Below are 13,506 nucleotides of genomic sequence, written 5' to 3'. Positions count from 1 at the left end.
ATATGGTCGACGAGTTGGATTGCGGAACGTTTGTGGGTTGACAGACCCACGCTTCGACGGAGGTGGGTATGACGGTCGCTGACACGGTGGCTCCGCTGGTTCGCGCGGTGCTCGGTACACAGGTCCCGGTGGGTATCAGGTGCTGGGACGGCAGTCGCAGCGGGCCTGCGGACGCGCCCTGGCAGGTGCACCTCGTCAACCGGCGTGGTCTGCGGCGGTTGCTGTGGGCACCCAACGATCTCGGTTTCGCGCGGGCCTACGTCTCCGGCGACATCGACATCGAGGGTGACCTGCTCGCCGGACTGGACGCGCTGGAGGAGGTGGCGGACCCGAGCCGGGGCCCCGGTGTGCGCATCGACGGGCAGACGAAAAAGGCACTGGTGAAGGCGGCGCTGCGCCTGGGAATCGTCGGGCTTCCACCGAAGCCGCCGGCGGAGGAGATGAAATTGGCGCGCGGGCGCCGGCACGACAAGGCCCGGGACGCCGCCGCGATCAGCCACCACTACGACGTCGGCAACGATTTCTATCGACTCGTGCTCGGTGAGTCGATGACCTACTCGTGTGCGTACTGGGCGGAGCCGGGCGGGGATCTGGACGCGGCCCAGTACGCCAAATGCGATCTGGTGGCCCGCAAGCTCGGCCTGACCGCGGGGATGCGGGTACTCGACGTCGGCTGCGGGTGGGGGACTTTCGCGCTGCACGCGGCACGTCAGTACGGCGCGCACGTCGTCGGTGTCACCCTGTCCCACGAGCAGGCGGACTACGCCGCCAAACGGATGGTCGACGCCGGGGTGGGGGACTTGGTGCAGATCCGGGTGCAGGACTACCGCGACGTCGCGGACGGCCCCTACGACGCGATCTCGAGCATCGGCATGGCCGAACACGTCGGCGACGCGATGCTGTCGACCTACTCCGCGGACCTGTTCGCGCTGCTACGCCCGGAGGGCCGGTTGCTCAACCATGCGATCTCGCGGCGACCACGCGAAACCGCGGACAGTTTCTCCACGACGTCGTTCATCGATCGCTATGTGTTCCCCGACGGCGAAATCGAACCGATGGCACCGATGATCGACGCGCTCGAAGGGGCAGGCTTCGAGGTGCGCGACGTCGAGTCGCTGCGCGAGCACTACGCGCTGACCCTGCGGGCCTGGGTGGGGAACCTGGAGGCGAACTGGGACGAGGCGGTGGCCTCCAGCAGCGCCGGGCGGGCACGGGTGTGGCGGCTGTACATGGCCGGGGCGGCGTTGGCGTTCTCGGCGAACCGGCTCGGGATCAACCAGATTCTGGCAGTCAAAAGCACCGAACGGGGCAGCAGCGGCATGCCCGGTACCCGTGACGAACTGTTGAAGGCGCACACATAGGGTTGGCGTTCCGAACCCGGGTGGCGCTGAACGGCACCGGGGTGGAGGCCCGCTCAGGTCGTCGCGGGCCTCCACATCACCCGGTCACCGGGCGTAGCGCGGGTCGATCGGTGGCAGGGCGGTGGGGCCGAAGTTGTTCGCGATCGGCATCATCGCCGTGAACCAGGTGCGGGCCGGCTCGGTGCCGCCGAACAGGTTCCCGTCCCCGCACGCACGCAGTGGGCTGGTGCAGATCTGGCCCGGGGTCGGCGTGTCCCCGAACACGTAGACGCTGCCGGCCAGGTTGTTCGTGTACCCGACGAAAGCCGACGACATGTGCGATTCGGTGGTCCCGGTCTTGCCGGACATCGGCAGTTTCCACCCGGCAGCGCCGGCCGCGGCCGACGCCGTGCCGCCGGGCAGATCGTCCTTGCTGAGCGCATTGGACAGGGTGTCGGCCAGACCGGGATCGATGACCTGCTCGCACGCCTGCTGGGTGAGCGGGACCGGCCTGCCCTGCCGGTCGACGATGGAGTCGATCGGGCTCGGCGGGCACCACTTGCCGTGTGAGGCCAGGGTCGCGGCGACATTCGACAGCTCGAGCGGATTGATCCACACCGGACCGAGGGTGAACGACCCCAGATTCTGGTCTTTCTGCATGTCGGCCAGGCTCTGGTCCCCGAACCCGGAGGTGCCCGGTTCGTTGTAGGACCGCATGCCGAGGCGTACCGCCATGTCCACCGTCGCATCGACCCCGGTGGCCTGGAGAAGTTTCACGAACGCGGTGTTCGGTGACTGGGCGAGGGCGTCGGTGACCGACAGTGCCCGCGGATACGGGGCGGCGTTCTGCACGCAGTAGGCGCCTCCGGGGCACCCGGGGGCGCCGCCGTCGCCCATCCCGTAGGCATCGAACCGGCCCGGTACATCGAGGATCGCGTTCAGGCGAAGCCCCTTCTCCATGGCCGCTGCGGTGGTGAAGATCTTGAACACCGATCCGGCGCCGTGCCCGGACAGTGAATAGGGCAGCTCCTGCACCGTCTCGGCGGCGGCTGCGTCCAGACCGTAGTTGCGGCTGCCCGCCATGGCCAGGACCCGGTGCTGGTCCTGTCCGGGCTGCACGACGTTCATCACGCTCGCGATGTCCGGAAGTTTCGGGTCGGCGTATTTGGTCACCGCCGACTTCACCGATCCCTGTACGGCCGGATCGAGGGTGGTGCGGATCAGGTAGCCGCCCCGTTCCAGCTGCTCCCGGGACAGCCCGGCGTTCTGGAGGTACTGCAACGCGTAGTCGCAGAAGAACCCGCGGTCGCCGGCGGCGATGCATCCGCGGGGCAGGTTGTTCGGTTTCGGGAGCACCCCGAGCGGCGTCTCCTTCAGGGCGCGGATCTCGGCGGCCCGGTCCGGGACATTCACGACCAGGGTGTCCAGGACGACGTTGCGGCGCTCGAACACCCCCTCCGGGTTGGTGTACGGGTTGAGTGCGGAACTGGACTGCACCATGCCCGCGAGCATCGCCGACTGCGCCAGGTTCAGGTCCTTCGCGTCGATGCCGAAGTACGTGCGGGCGGCGTCCTGCACCCCGAAGGAACCGTTGCCGAACGGCACCAGATTCAGATACCGGGTGAGGATTTCCTCCTTGGACAGTTCCTGGTCCAGGGTCATCGCCATCCGGATCTCCCGGATCTTGCGGACCGGCGTGGTCTCGATCGCGGCCCGGCGTTCGCCGTCGGTCTTGGCGACCACGTGCAGCAGGTAGTTCTTCACGTACTGCTGATTGATCGTCGAGGCACCCTGTTCGATCTGACCGCTGGTGGTGTTGGTGAAGAACGCCCGCATCGTGCCCTGCCAGTCCACCCCCTGGTGTTCGCCGAACCGTCTGTCCTCGATCGAGAGAATCGCCAGTTTCATGTCGTTGGAGATCTGGTCGCTGGGGACCTCGAATCGACGCTGGTCGTACAGCCAGGCGATCGGGTTCCCGGTGACGTCGGTCATCGTCGTCACCGCAGGCACCACCCCGTCGGCCAGTTCGGCCGAGGAGTTACCGACGCTGTCGGCGGCCCGGTTCGATGCGTACCCGAGCCCGGCGGCGATCGGGAACATCACCCCGGCCAGCAGCACCCCCGCGGCCACCGTCGCGCCGGTGAGTTTGAGAACGGTCCTGGATTGCAATTCGGCACCTCCTGCGACGATGCACCGGCAACGACGCAACCGGTGCTCGCCCGATTATCGGGCCCCTCGGCGCGGTTGGGGCGCGAATGACACGCACGAGGTGTTCCCGGGTGTGTCAGCCGAGGACGCGGACGAGTGAGGCGGCGGAGATGACGGTGGTCACGCCGCCGAGGCGGGTCGAGATCTGTGCGAACGGCATGAGGTTCATACGGGGTTCCCCGACGCATCCGCGCACTCGTCGACCACCTCGCCGCCGGACTGTACGACAGAATCGAGGTGTGAGCCTGACCGATCGAGGATCAGTTTCGGCGCTTCGTGTGCCGTGGACGCTGTCGGGGGTACTAGTTGTTGGTCTCGATGACGGGGGCATTTTCTGCGGCGCCTGCCAGGATTTCCGCGGGTAGATCGACGACGTTCTTCTGCGGGAGGCTGATGTCCTCGCTTGATCCGTCAACGACGGCACGGTGCTACGCATTCCTTTTCCTGCAGGCGGATTCGAATACTTGACGTGTCGCGGCACTTCTCCGGCGCCGTGACCGGCCACTTCGGCGACTGATGCCGTCACGCGTCGGGGGCGTAGGTCTCGAGGTAGGCGGTGACGAGCCGGCGCGCTTCGGCGATCGTGTCGTCGTCTCCGCCCGGGGAACGCCGGAACGCCACGTCGAAGAGCCGGTTGCCGGCCTCGAACGCCAGCTGCAGGACGAGCAGGGGAGTGTCGGGGCGGAGGAGTCCCCGGTCTATCAGAAGGCGCCAGAGTGCTTGCGCTCTCTCGTCGTCGAACGCGTGCACCAGCTCGGTCACGGACTCGTTCCGACCGGCGAACCACAACTCGGCGCACGCGGGATGCTGTCTGAAATACGCCAGCTCGGGGTCGATGATCGCGTCCACGGCGTCGGGGAGCGCCCGGATCCGGGCGGTCTCCAGTGCCGCACTCACCTGCTTGTCGAACTCACGCAGGTGGTTCGTCAGCAGCTCGATCTCGACCTCGTGACGGTCGGGAAAGTAGTGGTACATCGACGCCGTCGGAATCCCCGCCCGCTCACCCATCGCTTTGAGGGTTGCCGCCGCGTAGCCCTGCTCGCACAGGATCGCCTCGGCTGCGTCGAGGATGGCCCGCCTGCGCTCCACTCCGCGGCGTTGCGCCCGCCCGGGTGAGGACGGAGCCTGCTGCGTCACCCGCGGCGCGCTGTCCATGGTCGCCAGCCTTCCAGAGCGTGCATGAAGTCGAACACGATTCGTGACCGTATCAGCCGACGGCGCCGGGTCACGCTGTGGTCTGAGCAAGCTGTGCCGGCAACCGCGCGCTGATGATGTGTCGTGCCTCGCCGAGGATGGTGTCGACGACGTCGGCGCACTCGGCGACCTCGTGGATCAGCCCCTGGGCCTGGCCGGCCCACCACAGTCCGTCCTCGACGTCGCCGGCGCCGTACACCCGATCGCGGCCGCGGGCGCCGCTGGCGAGATGGGCGATGTCGTCGAAGGTGGCACCCGGGCGCCGGGACAGGTCGACGATCTCTTCGGAGACCGAGTTGCGGGCGACGCGTGCGGAGTTGTGGAACTCGCGGAACACGATTCGCGTGTCGCGTTCGGTGTTCTGCACGATCTGCTGCTTGACGTTGTCGTGTATCGGCGCCTCGGTGGTCGCCATGAATCGGGTGCCCATGTTGACCGCCGACGCTCCCAGTGCGAGCGCGGCGACGAGTCCGGCTCCGCTGGCGATTCCGCCGCTGGCGATGATCGGGATGGTCAGTGCCCGGGCCGCCGCGGGGATCAGTATGAGGCCGGGGACGTCGTCTTCGCCGGGGTGGCCGGCGCATTCGAAGCCGTCGATGCTGATGGCGTCGACGCCGAGTTGCTCGGCCTTGACGGCGTGCCGGACCGAGACGGCCTTGTGGATGACCTTCACACCGGCGGCCTTGAACGTGGGCAGGTGCGGGGCCGGGTTGCCGCCGGCGGTTTCGACGATGGTGATGCCGCTGTCGACGATGGCGTCGCGGTAGTCGTCGTAGGGGACCGGTTGGATGGTGGGCAGGATGGTGAGGTTGACGCCGAACGGTTTGTCGGTGAGATCGCGGCAGCGGGCGATCTCCTTGACCAGTGCCTCGGGGGTCGGTTGGGTCAGGGCGGTGAGGAATCCGAGTGCGCCGGCGTTGGCCACCGCGCTGATCAGGTCGGCGGTGCCGACGGCGGTCATGCCGCCGCACACGATGGGGTGTTCGATTCCGAACGTCTGGGTGAACTCGTTGCTGAACATATTTTCCTCGAAGAGTGACCCCGCCGTTGCCGGGGCGCCGGCGGTCATGGGGTGATCGACGGTGGGTGATGGGTGGAACTGGGCTGCGGCGGAACTTCCACCATACTGAAACTCGAATCGAATTCGAGAATAGGGATCGTGGGCGGGCACGTCAAGGGGAAGGGCGTCACCGGCCGGGGCTACGCGTTACGGGTTGACGTGGTGGCGTGCCGCATCGAGTTCGTCGGGCGTTCCGAGAGCGATGAGGATCATTGCGGGTTCGAGTTGGATAGTGGGCGCCGGATTGGCGACGAACTGACCGGAGACGGTGCGAATCGCAAGCAGCAGTGCGCCGCTTGCGTGAATTCCCATCTGCTCGAGCGGGTATCCCACCCACGGTGATGTCGAACCGACGGTGATCTCTTCCATGCGGTAGTCGAGGGTCTCGTCGTGCATCACCACGTCGAAGAATTCGGCCACGTGGGGTTGCAGCGCAAAGGAACCCATTCTGCGGCCGCCGATCAATTGCGGGTTGACCACCCGGTTGGCGCCGGCGCGCACGAGTTTGGACATCGACCCCTCGTTCCGGGCGCGGGCGATGATGATGAGGTCCGGGCGCAATGCCCGGCTCGACAGTGTGACGTACACGTTGTCGGCGTCGGTGTCGAGCGCGGAGATCAAAGCGTGTGCATGCGCGATCCCGGCGGCTTCGAGGGTTCGGTCGTCGGTGACGTCTCCGATGACGGTGGGGTGCTGGATATCTCGGAGTCTGTCCGGTTCGCGGTCGATGACGACGATCTCACGGCCGAGTGAGGTGAGGTATTGCGCGCTCGCAGTACCTACCCGGCCCCATCCGCAGATGATGATGTGGCCGGTCATCCGGCTGATGCGTCGATCCATTCGCCGTCTCTCCATGTGATGGCGCAGGTGGCCCTCGATGAGCGCCTCGAGGAGGACGCCGAACATGTACAGCGCGGTGCCCACCCCCGCGAGGATGAGGGTGATCGTGAATATTTCTCCGACGCGGCTGAGGGGATGTACTTCGCGGAATCCGACGGTCGTGATCGTGGTGACGGTCTGATAGAGCGCGTCGAGGAGCCCGAAGCCGAGGACGATGTAGCCCGCCGTGCCGATGACAACGACCAGCGCGAACGCGAGGAGCGCTCGACCGATTCGTCCCAGGGGGCTCACCGCGACAATTGTTCACCCAATCTCGTCGAAGAGTGGGTACTTCCGGTGGACCACCGGTAGGTGGGGAGGCGGCCGTGGCACTCGTCGGTGCGGTGCCGCCTCCCCGGGGCGGTCAGTCGCCGATGACGGCGTCGGCCTCGATCTCGATGAGCAGGCCCGGAGCGATCAGCGCACTGACCTCGAGGATCGTCGTGGCGGGGCGGATCTCGCCGAAGACCTCGCCGTGCGCGATGCCGGCTTCCTCCCACCGGCTCATGTCGGTGAGGTACATGCGGGTGCGGATCACGTCGGTCGTGCTCGCGCCGGCCTCCGCGAGCGCTGCCTCGATTCGGCGCAGCGCCTCGCGGGTCTGCTCGGCGAGGTCGTCGCCGCCGACGGGGCCGTCGGGACCCGACGCGGTGGTACCCGACACGGACACGAGCTGACCGATGCGCACGGCGCGGGAATAGCCGATCTTGCCTTCCCACTCGGAACCGGACGAGATGTTGTTTCTGTTCGACATGAGCGACATTCTCGCAAGCGTCGACCTCGCTCTCACCAGCGCGGTCGACGTCGACGATCTGGTGTCCACCCGGTGCGAAGCCTTGACACCGGTTAGAACAAATGTTCGCATGTACTCATGAGGTGGGATGGGCAAGCGGTCGACGCCGACGACGGTGCATTGCCAGGGCTGGAACGCGCCGGACTCGTGCGCAGCGTGCAGACACCCGAGTTCGACGGCATCACCTTCCACGAAGTGCTCTGCAAGAGTGCGCTGAACAAGATGCCCGAGGAGTCGCAACTACCATTCCGATTCACCGTCAACGCCTTTCGCGGGTGCTCGCACGCATGCCGCTACTGTTTCGCCCGGCCCACCCACGAATACCTCGACCTCGATGCGGGCGGCGACTTCGACAATCAGATCGTCGTGAAGACCAACGTCGCGGCGGTGCTGCGCAAGGAGTTGGGGCGCAGGTCGTGGAAGCGTGAACACGTGGCGCTCGGCACCAACACCGATCCGTATCAGCGCGCCGAGGGCCGATACCGTCTGATGCCCGGCATCATTCGCGCGCTCGCCGAATCCGCGACCCCGTTCTCGATTCTGACCAAGGGGACGCTGCTGCGGCGCGACCTCCCGCTCCTGACTCTGGCCGCCCGGCAGGTGCCGGTGAGCATCGGCGTCTCGCTGGCGATCCACGATCCCGACCTCCAGAAGTCGATCGAACCGGGCACACCCACCCCGAAGGCGCGTCTCGATCTGATCCGGGCGATCGCCGACGCCGGGCTGCCGTGCAATGTGATGGTGGCTCCCGTGATTCCGTTCCTCACCGATTCGGTGCGGCACCTGGACGGCCTGCTCGAATCGATCGCCGATGCCGGTGCCTCGGGCGTGACCGTCTTCCCGATGCACCTGCGCGGGAGCACCAAGGGCTGGTTCATGAACTGGCTGTCGACGGAGCATCCCGCGCTCGTCCGCCAGTACCGGCAGTTGTACGGGCGGGCGTCCTACGTTCCGCCCGAATACAAGTCGTGGCTGAAGCAGCGAGTCGACCCCCTCGTCGACCGGTACGGCCTCGGCGGCGGTGCGAAACACCGGGACGCCGGGCAGCCCGAGCCCGACCGCGGTGAACTGGTCGGGGCCGGTCGTCCCGGACCGGCGCTCACCCTCTTCTGACGAACGGTGCGTCGACCCCAACCGTGCGGACGCGTAACGCGCCCGGCATTCCCGGAGACACACGGGGGAGGGGTTCGCCCGCCGCACACGACCGAGGAGTGTCATGACTGTGGGAAATCTGGTAGTCCGTTCGGCGGTGGTGGCGTCGCTTGCCGCTGCCGCACTGTTCGGCGCACCCACTGCCGCCGTTGCGGATACGGCCACGCTGACACCCACGTTCACGATCGGGCACGGTCTGAACCCCGGCGACATCAGCGTGTGCGGTGGCCGGATCGACGCCCAGGCGTCGTCCGGCTACCCGGGGCCGTACGGGCCGAACTACGTCATGCTGACGACGCATTTCGTGGGCACTTCCCGGGTCTGCATGGTCGACGGAACAGTGCGTTGGCGCAACCTCGACACCGGCGCCTCCGGAACGAAGCAATGGGCGTTGAGCGGATGGGACGGTCCGGGGGCGCCGACGGCCGTCTACTTCGATCCGGGGGCGGGTCGCGTCAGTGTCGAGATCACCCCGAGCACACCGAACATTCCGGGTAGGGGCGAGTTCACGGCTTCCTGAACTCGGGCAGGACGCCTGAGTCAGGCGAAGACGTCGTCCAGCCAGGACTTCCACGCGTCCTGCGACTTCTCCTGGTCGGCGCCCGCGGCGAACAGGTGGTGCGCCGCGTCGACCGTTCCACCGAATGCGTTGCGGCCGTAGAACCGGTACAGCGCGTCGCCGGTCCGGATTCCGATGAAGTGCGGCGTCAGGTAGTCGACGACACCGTCCACCGTGCCGAATCCGGGGACGTCGACGGTGACGGTGTCGCCGGCGGTCGACGTGTCGGACAGGCCGAGCGCCCCGCGGAGCGTGGTCATCGCGCCGGGATCGGCGGAGGCCGCCGGGCCGCCGGTCGCGATGTAGGTGGCCGCGCGGCCCGCGAAGTACCGGACGTACTGGCCGAGACTGTGGAGGTAGAACGTGGTGTGCTTGTCGGCGCCGTCGTACTGCGCGTCCCAGTCGTCGGTGAAGATGCCGCTGTGCACGTAGCGCAGCGCTGCCGTGCCGCCGTCGCGCGCCTCGATGAGGTACTCGAGGGCGTTGAACCAGCCGTCGGGTCCCTCCTGGCGGACCGCGAACTTCTGCGGCGGCTCCCACTCGACGACGGCGGGGTCGTCGGGTCCCTCGTTGCCGACCCCGGGATCGAGTTCGGTGGGGAACATCCAGCCGCCGGTGCCGGTGGTGACGGCGGCGAACACGTCCTCGGGGCCGGCGTTCAGGACGACTTCGCGGCGGATCTCGAAATTCTTCGACATGACTAGCTCTCCTCGTGGCGGTTGTCGGATGACTTCGCTTGCGCGGACGGTGTTTTCAGGCTCGGATGCAGTGCGACGACGAGGCGGTGCCTGCGCCCGTTCGAGGCGTTCTCGTCGTGGTAGCGGGACACCAGGTTCTTGACGGATTCGCCGAGTTCGTCGGCGAACGCGGAGCGGTCGGCCGCCGACGCGAACCGGATCTCGCTGTCGATCGCGTAGGTGGCCAACGGCTGACGTGCCGCGGTGGCGCCGGCGATCAACTCGCCGACCTCACGGACCAGTCGCGCAGCCAGTGCCACCAGCCAGCGGGCCGACAGTTGATCCGGTGCCCGGTCGGGATCGGGCGCGAGGGCGGCGAACGCGGCGGGGGAGATGACGTACGACGCGGCGGTGGCCTGGAACAGCCGTTCGGTGACGTTGCCCTTCCTGCGTTCCTCGACGAGTTCGACGAGACCGTGTTCCTCGAGCGCCCGCAGGTGGTAGTTGGCCTTCTGCCGGGTCAATCCCACCTGCGCGGCGACGGAACTCGCCGAACCGGGTTCGGCGAGCGCCGCCAGCAACCGCGCCCGGACCGGGTCCAGGGAGATCTCGGCGGCGGCCGCTTGATCGATCACTGCTACGTCCAACATGCGTCAACTCTCGCACCGACAGTAAATTCTGTCAAGACAAAATTATTTGTCGGTGGATGTTGGTCAGCGGAGCGCGGGCGGGTTGTTCAGATCGCGTGCCGAGTAGGTGTCGCAGGCCTGCACCTGGCCGGTCCGGTATCCGGTGGCGAACCACTTCTGGCGCTGCTGCGACGAGCCGTGCGTCCAGCCCTCCGGATTCACCCGGGCGCCCGCCGACTGCTGGATGCGGTCGTCGCCGACCGAGGAGGCGGCGGACAGGGCGTCGTCGATGTCGGTGTCGGTGAGGGTGTTCAGGAACGGCGGTCCGCCGTCGGGGCCGGGGAGGGTGTCGGCGTAGTGGGCCCACACGCCCGCGTAGCAGTCGGCCTGCAGTTCGGTCCGCACCGCGGCCGAGTCGGCGCCGCGCGGGTCGGCCTGCGCCCGTCCGATGTCGCCGAGCTGGTTCTGGATGTGGTGACCGAACTCGTGCGCCACCACGTACTCCTGCGCCAGCGGGCCGCCGCTGGACCCGAAGCGGTCGACGAGGAGCTGGAAGAAGCTGGTGTCGAAGTATGCGGTCGAGTCGGCCGGGCAGTAGAACGGCCCGACCTCGCTGGTCGCGTTGCCGCAGCCGGTGCTGACGGAACCGGAGAACAGCACGACCTCCGGTGGCACGTACGCGGTGCCGGTCTGCTGCACGAGTTCCTGTCCCCACACGGAGTCGAGACTGCCCGCGGTGAACACCACCCGGCAGTTGACGTCGCGGTTGGCGTCCGCGCCGGTCTCGCACCCCGCGAGGCCCGCGCCGGAATTCTGGCCGGACTCGGTGGTGCCGCTGAGACCGCCGAGCAGCGAACCGGGATCGCCGCCGAGGAGCAGCGCCAGAACCAGCACGATCAGACCGCCCGCGCCGCCACCTATCGCGAACTTGCCGCCGAGGCCACCGCCGCCCCCACCTCCGGTCGACACCCGGCCGGAGTCCATTCGGGCGCCCTCGTTGAAGGTCATGTGTCTTCGCTTTCTCTTCAGTTTTCCGGTGCGTGCCGATCGAGCCTCCCACGTGAAGCGGGTATGCGTTTCCGCTCACGCACGGTGTCTCCGTAGGATCTCAGCCAACGAAGTAGCTTGCCCCATGTTTCGAAAGGAATCCCGTGCTGCGCACACATCTCGCCGGTTCATTGCGAGCCGAGCAGGCCCAGCAGACCGTAACCCTCACCGGTTGGGTTGCCAGGCGTCGTGATCACGGCGGGGTGATCTTCATCGATCTACGTGACGCGTCGGGCGTGTCCCAGGTGGTGTTCCGTGAGGGCGCCGCCGCCGAGCAGGCCCACCGTCTGCGCGCCGAGTACTGCGTCAAGGTCACCGGTGTGGTCGAGGTCCGTCCCGAGGGCAACCAGAACTTCGAGATCCCCACCGGGGCGATCGAGGTCAACGTCACCGAGCTCGAGGTCCTCAACGAGAGCGCGCCGCTGCCGTTCCAGCTGGACGACCAGGCCGGCGAGGAAGCGCGCCTGAAGTACCGCTACCTGGACCTGCGCCGTGAGGGTCCCGGCCACGCCATCCGGTTGCGGTCCAAGGTCAACGCCGCGGCCCGTGCCGTGCTCGCGCACCACGAGTTCGTCGAGGTCGAGACGCCCACGTTGACGCGGTCGACGCCGGAGGGCGCCCGCGACTTCCTGGTTCCCGCGCGACTGCAGCCGGGCAGCTTCTACGCGTTGCCGCAGAGCCCGCAGCTGTTCAAGCAGCTGCTCATGGTCGGCGGCATCGAACGCTACTACCAGATCGCGCGCTGCTACCGCGACGAGGATTTCCGCGCGGACCGTCAGCCCGAGTTCACGCAGCTCGACATCGAGATGAGCTTCGTCAACCAGGACGACGTCATCCTCCTCGCGGAGGAGGTGCTGACCTCGCTGTGGAAGCTGGTCGGGCACGAGATCAAGACGCCGATCGCGCGGATGACGTACGCCGAGGCGATGCGCCGCTACGGTTCCGACAAGCCGGACCTGCGGTTCGGTGTCGAACTGGTCGAGTGCGCCGAGTTCTTCAAGGACACCACGTTCCGCGTGTTCCAGCAGGAATACGTCGGTGCGGTGGTCATGCCCGGCGGCGCGAGCCAGCCGCGGAAGCAGCTCGACGCCTGGCAGGAATGGGCGAAGCAGCGCGGGGCGAAGGGCCTGGCGTACGTGCTCCTCGGCGAGGACGGCACGCTCGGCGGACCGGTGGCCAAGAACCTGACCGACGCCGAACGTGAGGGCCTCGCCGCGCACGTCGGCGCGAAGCCCGGTGACTGCATCTTCTTCGCCGCCGGCGCCACCAAGTCCTCCCGCGCGCTGCTCGGCGCCGCCCGCGGCGAGATCGCCCGCAAGCAGAACCTCATCGACCCGGACGCGTGGGCGTTCGTGTGGGTCGTCGACGCACCGCTGTTCGAGCCGACCGCGGACGCCACCGCGAGCGGCGACGTCGCGCTCGGGTACAGCGCCTGGACGGCGGTGCACCACGCGTTCACCTCGCCGAAGCCGGAGTCGATCGATACGTTCGACACCGACCCGGGTTCCGCGCTCGCGTACGCCTACGACATCGTCTGCAACGGCAACGAGATCGGCGGCGGCAGTATTCGTATCCACCGCAAGGACATTCAGGAGCGAGTGTTCAAGGTGATGGGCATCTCCCACGAGGAGGCCGAGGAGAAGTTCGGCTTCCTCCTCGACGCGTTCGCGTTCGGGGCGCCGCCGCACGGCGGCATCGCGTTCGGCTGGGACCGGATCACCGCCCTGCTGGCCGGGGTGGATTCGATCCGTGAGGTCATCGCGTTCCCGAAGTCGGGTGGCGGTGTCGATCCGCTGACCAGTGCGCCTGCGCCGATCACCGCGCAGCAGCGCAAGGAATCGGGTGTCGACGCCAAGCCGGAGCCGAAGGTCGACGCCGCCGCGGCGAAGCCCGACGCTCACGCCGAGAAGTAGGCGGGTCCGCCGGCGGGTGTCGCCGGCGGGCTCGAACGATCGGACGACGCGGAAC

Annotated in this window: 13 protein-coding genes; 4 read left to right on the top strand and 9 right to left on the bottom strand. The window is 67.6% G+C overall.

Translation table 11 applies throughout. The features are described from left to right. Nucleotides 1-68: 68 nt before the first annotated feature. Nucleotides 69-1,361, top strand: coding sequence for a class I SAM-dependent methyltransferase (locus JWS13_RS06920; RefSeq protein WP_206005073.1), 1,293 nt, complete (start codon nt 69-71; stop codon nt 1,359-1,361). 84 nt (nt 1,362-1,445) lie between these two features. On the opposite strand, the gene JWS13_RS06915 is transcribed toward JWS13_RS06920, so the two are convergent. The 6 genes from JWS13_RS06915 to JWS13_RS06890 all read right to left on the bottom strand — a co-directional run bounded on the left by JWS13_RS06915 (nt 1,446) and on the right by JWS13_RS06890 (nt 7,444). Next, entirely contained in the window at nt 1,446-3,509 is a 2,064-nt protein-coding gene (locus JWS13_RS06915; protein ID WP_124390870.1) for a transglycosylase domain-containing protein, read from the bottom strand. A 115-nt stretch (nt 3,510-3,624) separates the two neighbouring features. Beyond that, nucleotides 3,625-3,717 carry a 2-hydroxycarboxylate transporter family protein gene (locus JWS13_RS06910; RefSeq protein WP_241032125.1) on the bottom strand — a complete coding sequence of 31 codons (93 nt, stop codon included), beginning with the start codon at nt 3,715-3,717 and terminating at the stop codon, nt 3,625-3,627. Nucleotides 3,718-4,070: 353 nt separating this feature from the next. After that, a complete protein-coding gene (locus tag JWS13_RS06905) occupies nt 4,071-4,703 on the bottom strand; it encodes a TetR/AcrR family transcriptional regulator (protein WP_206005072.1) in 633 nt (210 codons plus the stop codon). A 70-nt stretch (nt 4,704-4,773) separates the two neighbouring features. Continuing rightward, nucleotides 4,774-5,763: an NAD(P)H-dependent flavin oxidoreductase gene (locus JWS13_RS06900; RefSeq protein WP_206005071.1), complete on the bottom strand. Its 990-nt coding sequence runs from the start codon at nt 5,761-5,763 to the stop codon at nt 4,774-4,776. A gap of 186 nt (nt 5,764-5,949) precedes the next feature. Then, complete coding sequence (locus tag JWS13_RS06895; protein WP_192581794.1) at nt 5,950-6,933, bottom strand: potassium channel family protein; 984 nt, start codon at nt 6,931-6,933, stop codon at nt 5,950-5,952. Between the two features lie 112 nt (nt 6,934-7,045). Further along, a complete protein-coding gene (locus JWS13_RS06890) occupies nt 7,046-7,444 on the bottom strand; it encodes a RidA family protein (protein WP_124390872.1) in 399 nt (132 codons plus the stop codon). A gap of 108 nt (nt 7,445-7,552) precedes the next feature. On the opposite strand from JWS13_RS06890, the gene JWS13_RS06885 reads away from it, so the two are divergent. After that, on the top strand, nt 7,553-8,587 hold the full coding sequence (locus JWS13_RS06885) for an Rv2578c family radical SAM protein (RefSeq protein WP_206005070.1): 1,035 nt from the start codon (nt 7,553-7,555) through the stop codon (nt 8,585-8,587). 103 nt (nt 8,588-8,690) lie between these two features. Next, nucleotides 8,691-9,146: a hypothetical protein gene (locus tag JWS13_RS06880; protein ID WP_206005069.1), complete on the top strand. Its 456-nt coding sequence runs from the start codon at nt 8,691-8,693 to the stop codon at nt 9,144-9,146. 20 nt (nt 9,147-9,166) lie between these two features. Here the strand turns inward: JWS13_RS06880 and JWS13_RS06875 are convergent, their stop codons facing one another. The 3 genes from JWS13_RS06875 to ypfJ all read right to left on the bottom strand — a co-directional run bounded on the left by JWS13_RS06875 (nt 9,167) and on the right by ypfJ (nt 11,499). Further along, nucleotides 9,167-9,883 carry an SRPBCC family protein gene (locus JWS13_RS06875; protein WP_206005068.1) on the bottom strand — a complete coding sequence of 239 codons (717 nt, stop codon included), beginning with the start codon at nt 9,881-9,883 and terminating at the stop codon, nt 9,167-9,169. A 2-nt stretch (nt 9,884-9,885) separates the two neighbouring features. Then, nucleotides 9,886-10,512, bottom strand: coding sequence for an ArsR/SmtB family transcription factor (locus JWS13_RS06870; protein WP_206005067.1), 627 nt, complete (start codon nt 10,510-10,512; stop codon nt 9,886-9,888). A 63-nt stretch (nt 10,513-10,575) separates the two neighbouring features. Continuing rightward, nucleotides 10,576-11,499, bottom strand: coding sequence for a KPN_02809 family neutral zinc metallopeptidase (gene ypfJ / locus JWS13_RS06865; protein ID WP_206005066.1), 924 nt, complete (start codon nt 11,497-11,499; stop codon nt 10,576-10,578). Nucleotides 11,500-11,642: 143 nt separating this feature from the next. Here ypfJ and aspS point away from each other — a divergent pair, with 143 nt between their 5' ends. Further along, nucleotides 11,643-13,451, top strand: a complete 1,809-nt coding sequence (gene aspS / locus JWS13_RS06860) for an aspartate--tRNA ligase (RefSeq protein WP_206005065.1) — start codon at nt 11,643-11,645, stop codon at nt 13,449-13,451. The last annotated feature ends 55 nt before the right edge of the window (nt 13,452-13,506 follow it).

The sequence above is a fragment of the Rhodococcus pseudokoreensis genome (genome assembly GCF_017068395.1).
In the GTDB taxonomy this organism is placed as follows: Bacteria; Actinomycetota; Actinomycetes; order Mycobacteriales; family Mycobacteriaceae; genus Rhodococcus_F; species Rhodococcus_F pseudokoreensis.
This window is presented reverse-complemented; position numbering and strand designations above follow the sequence as displayed.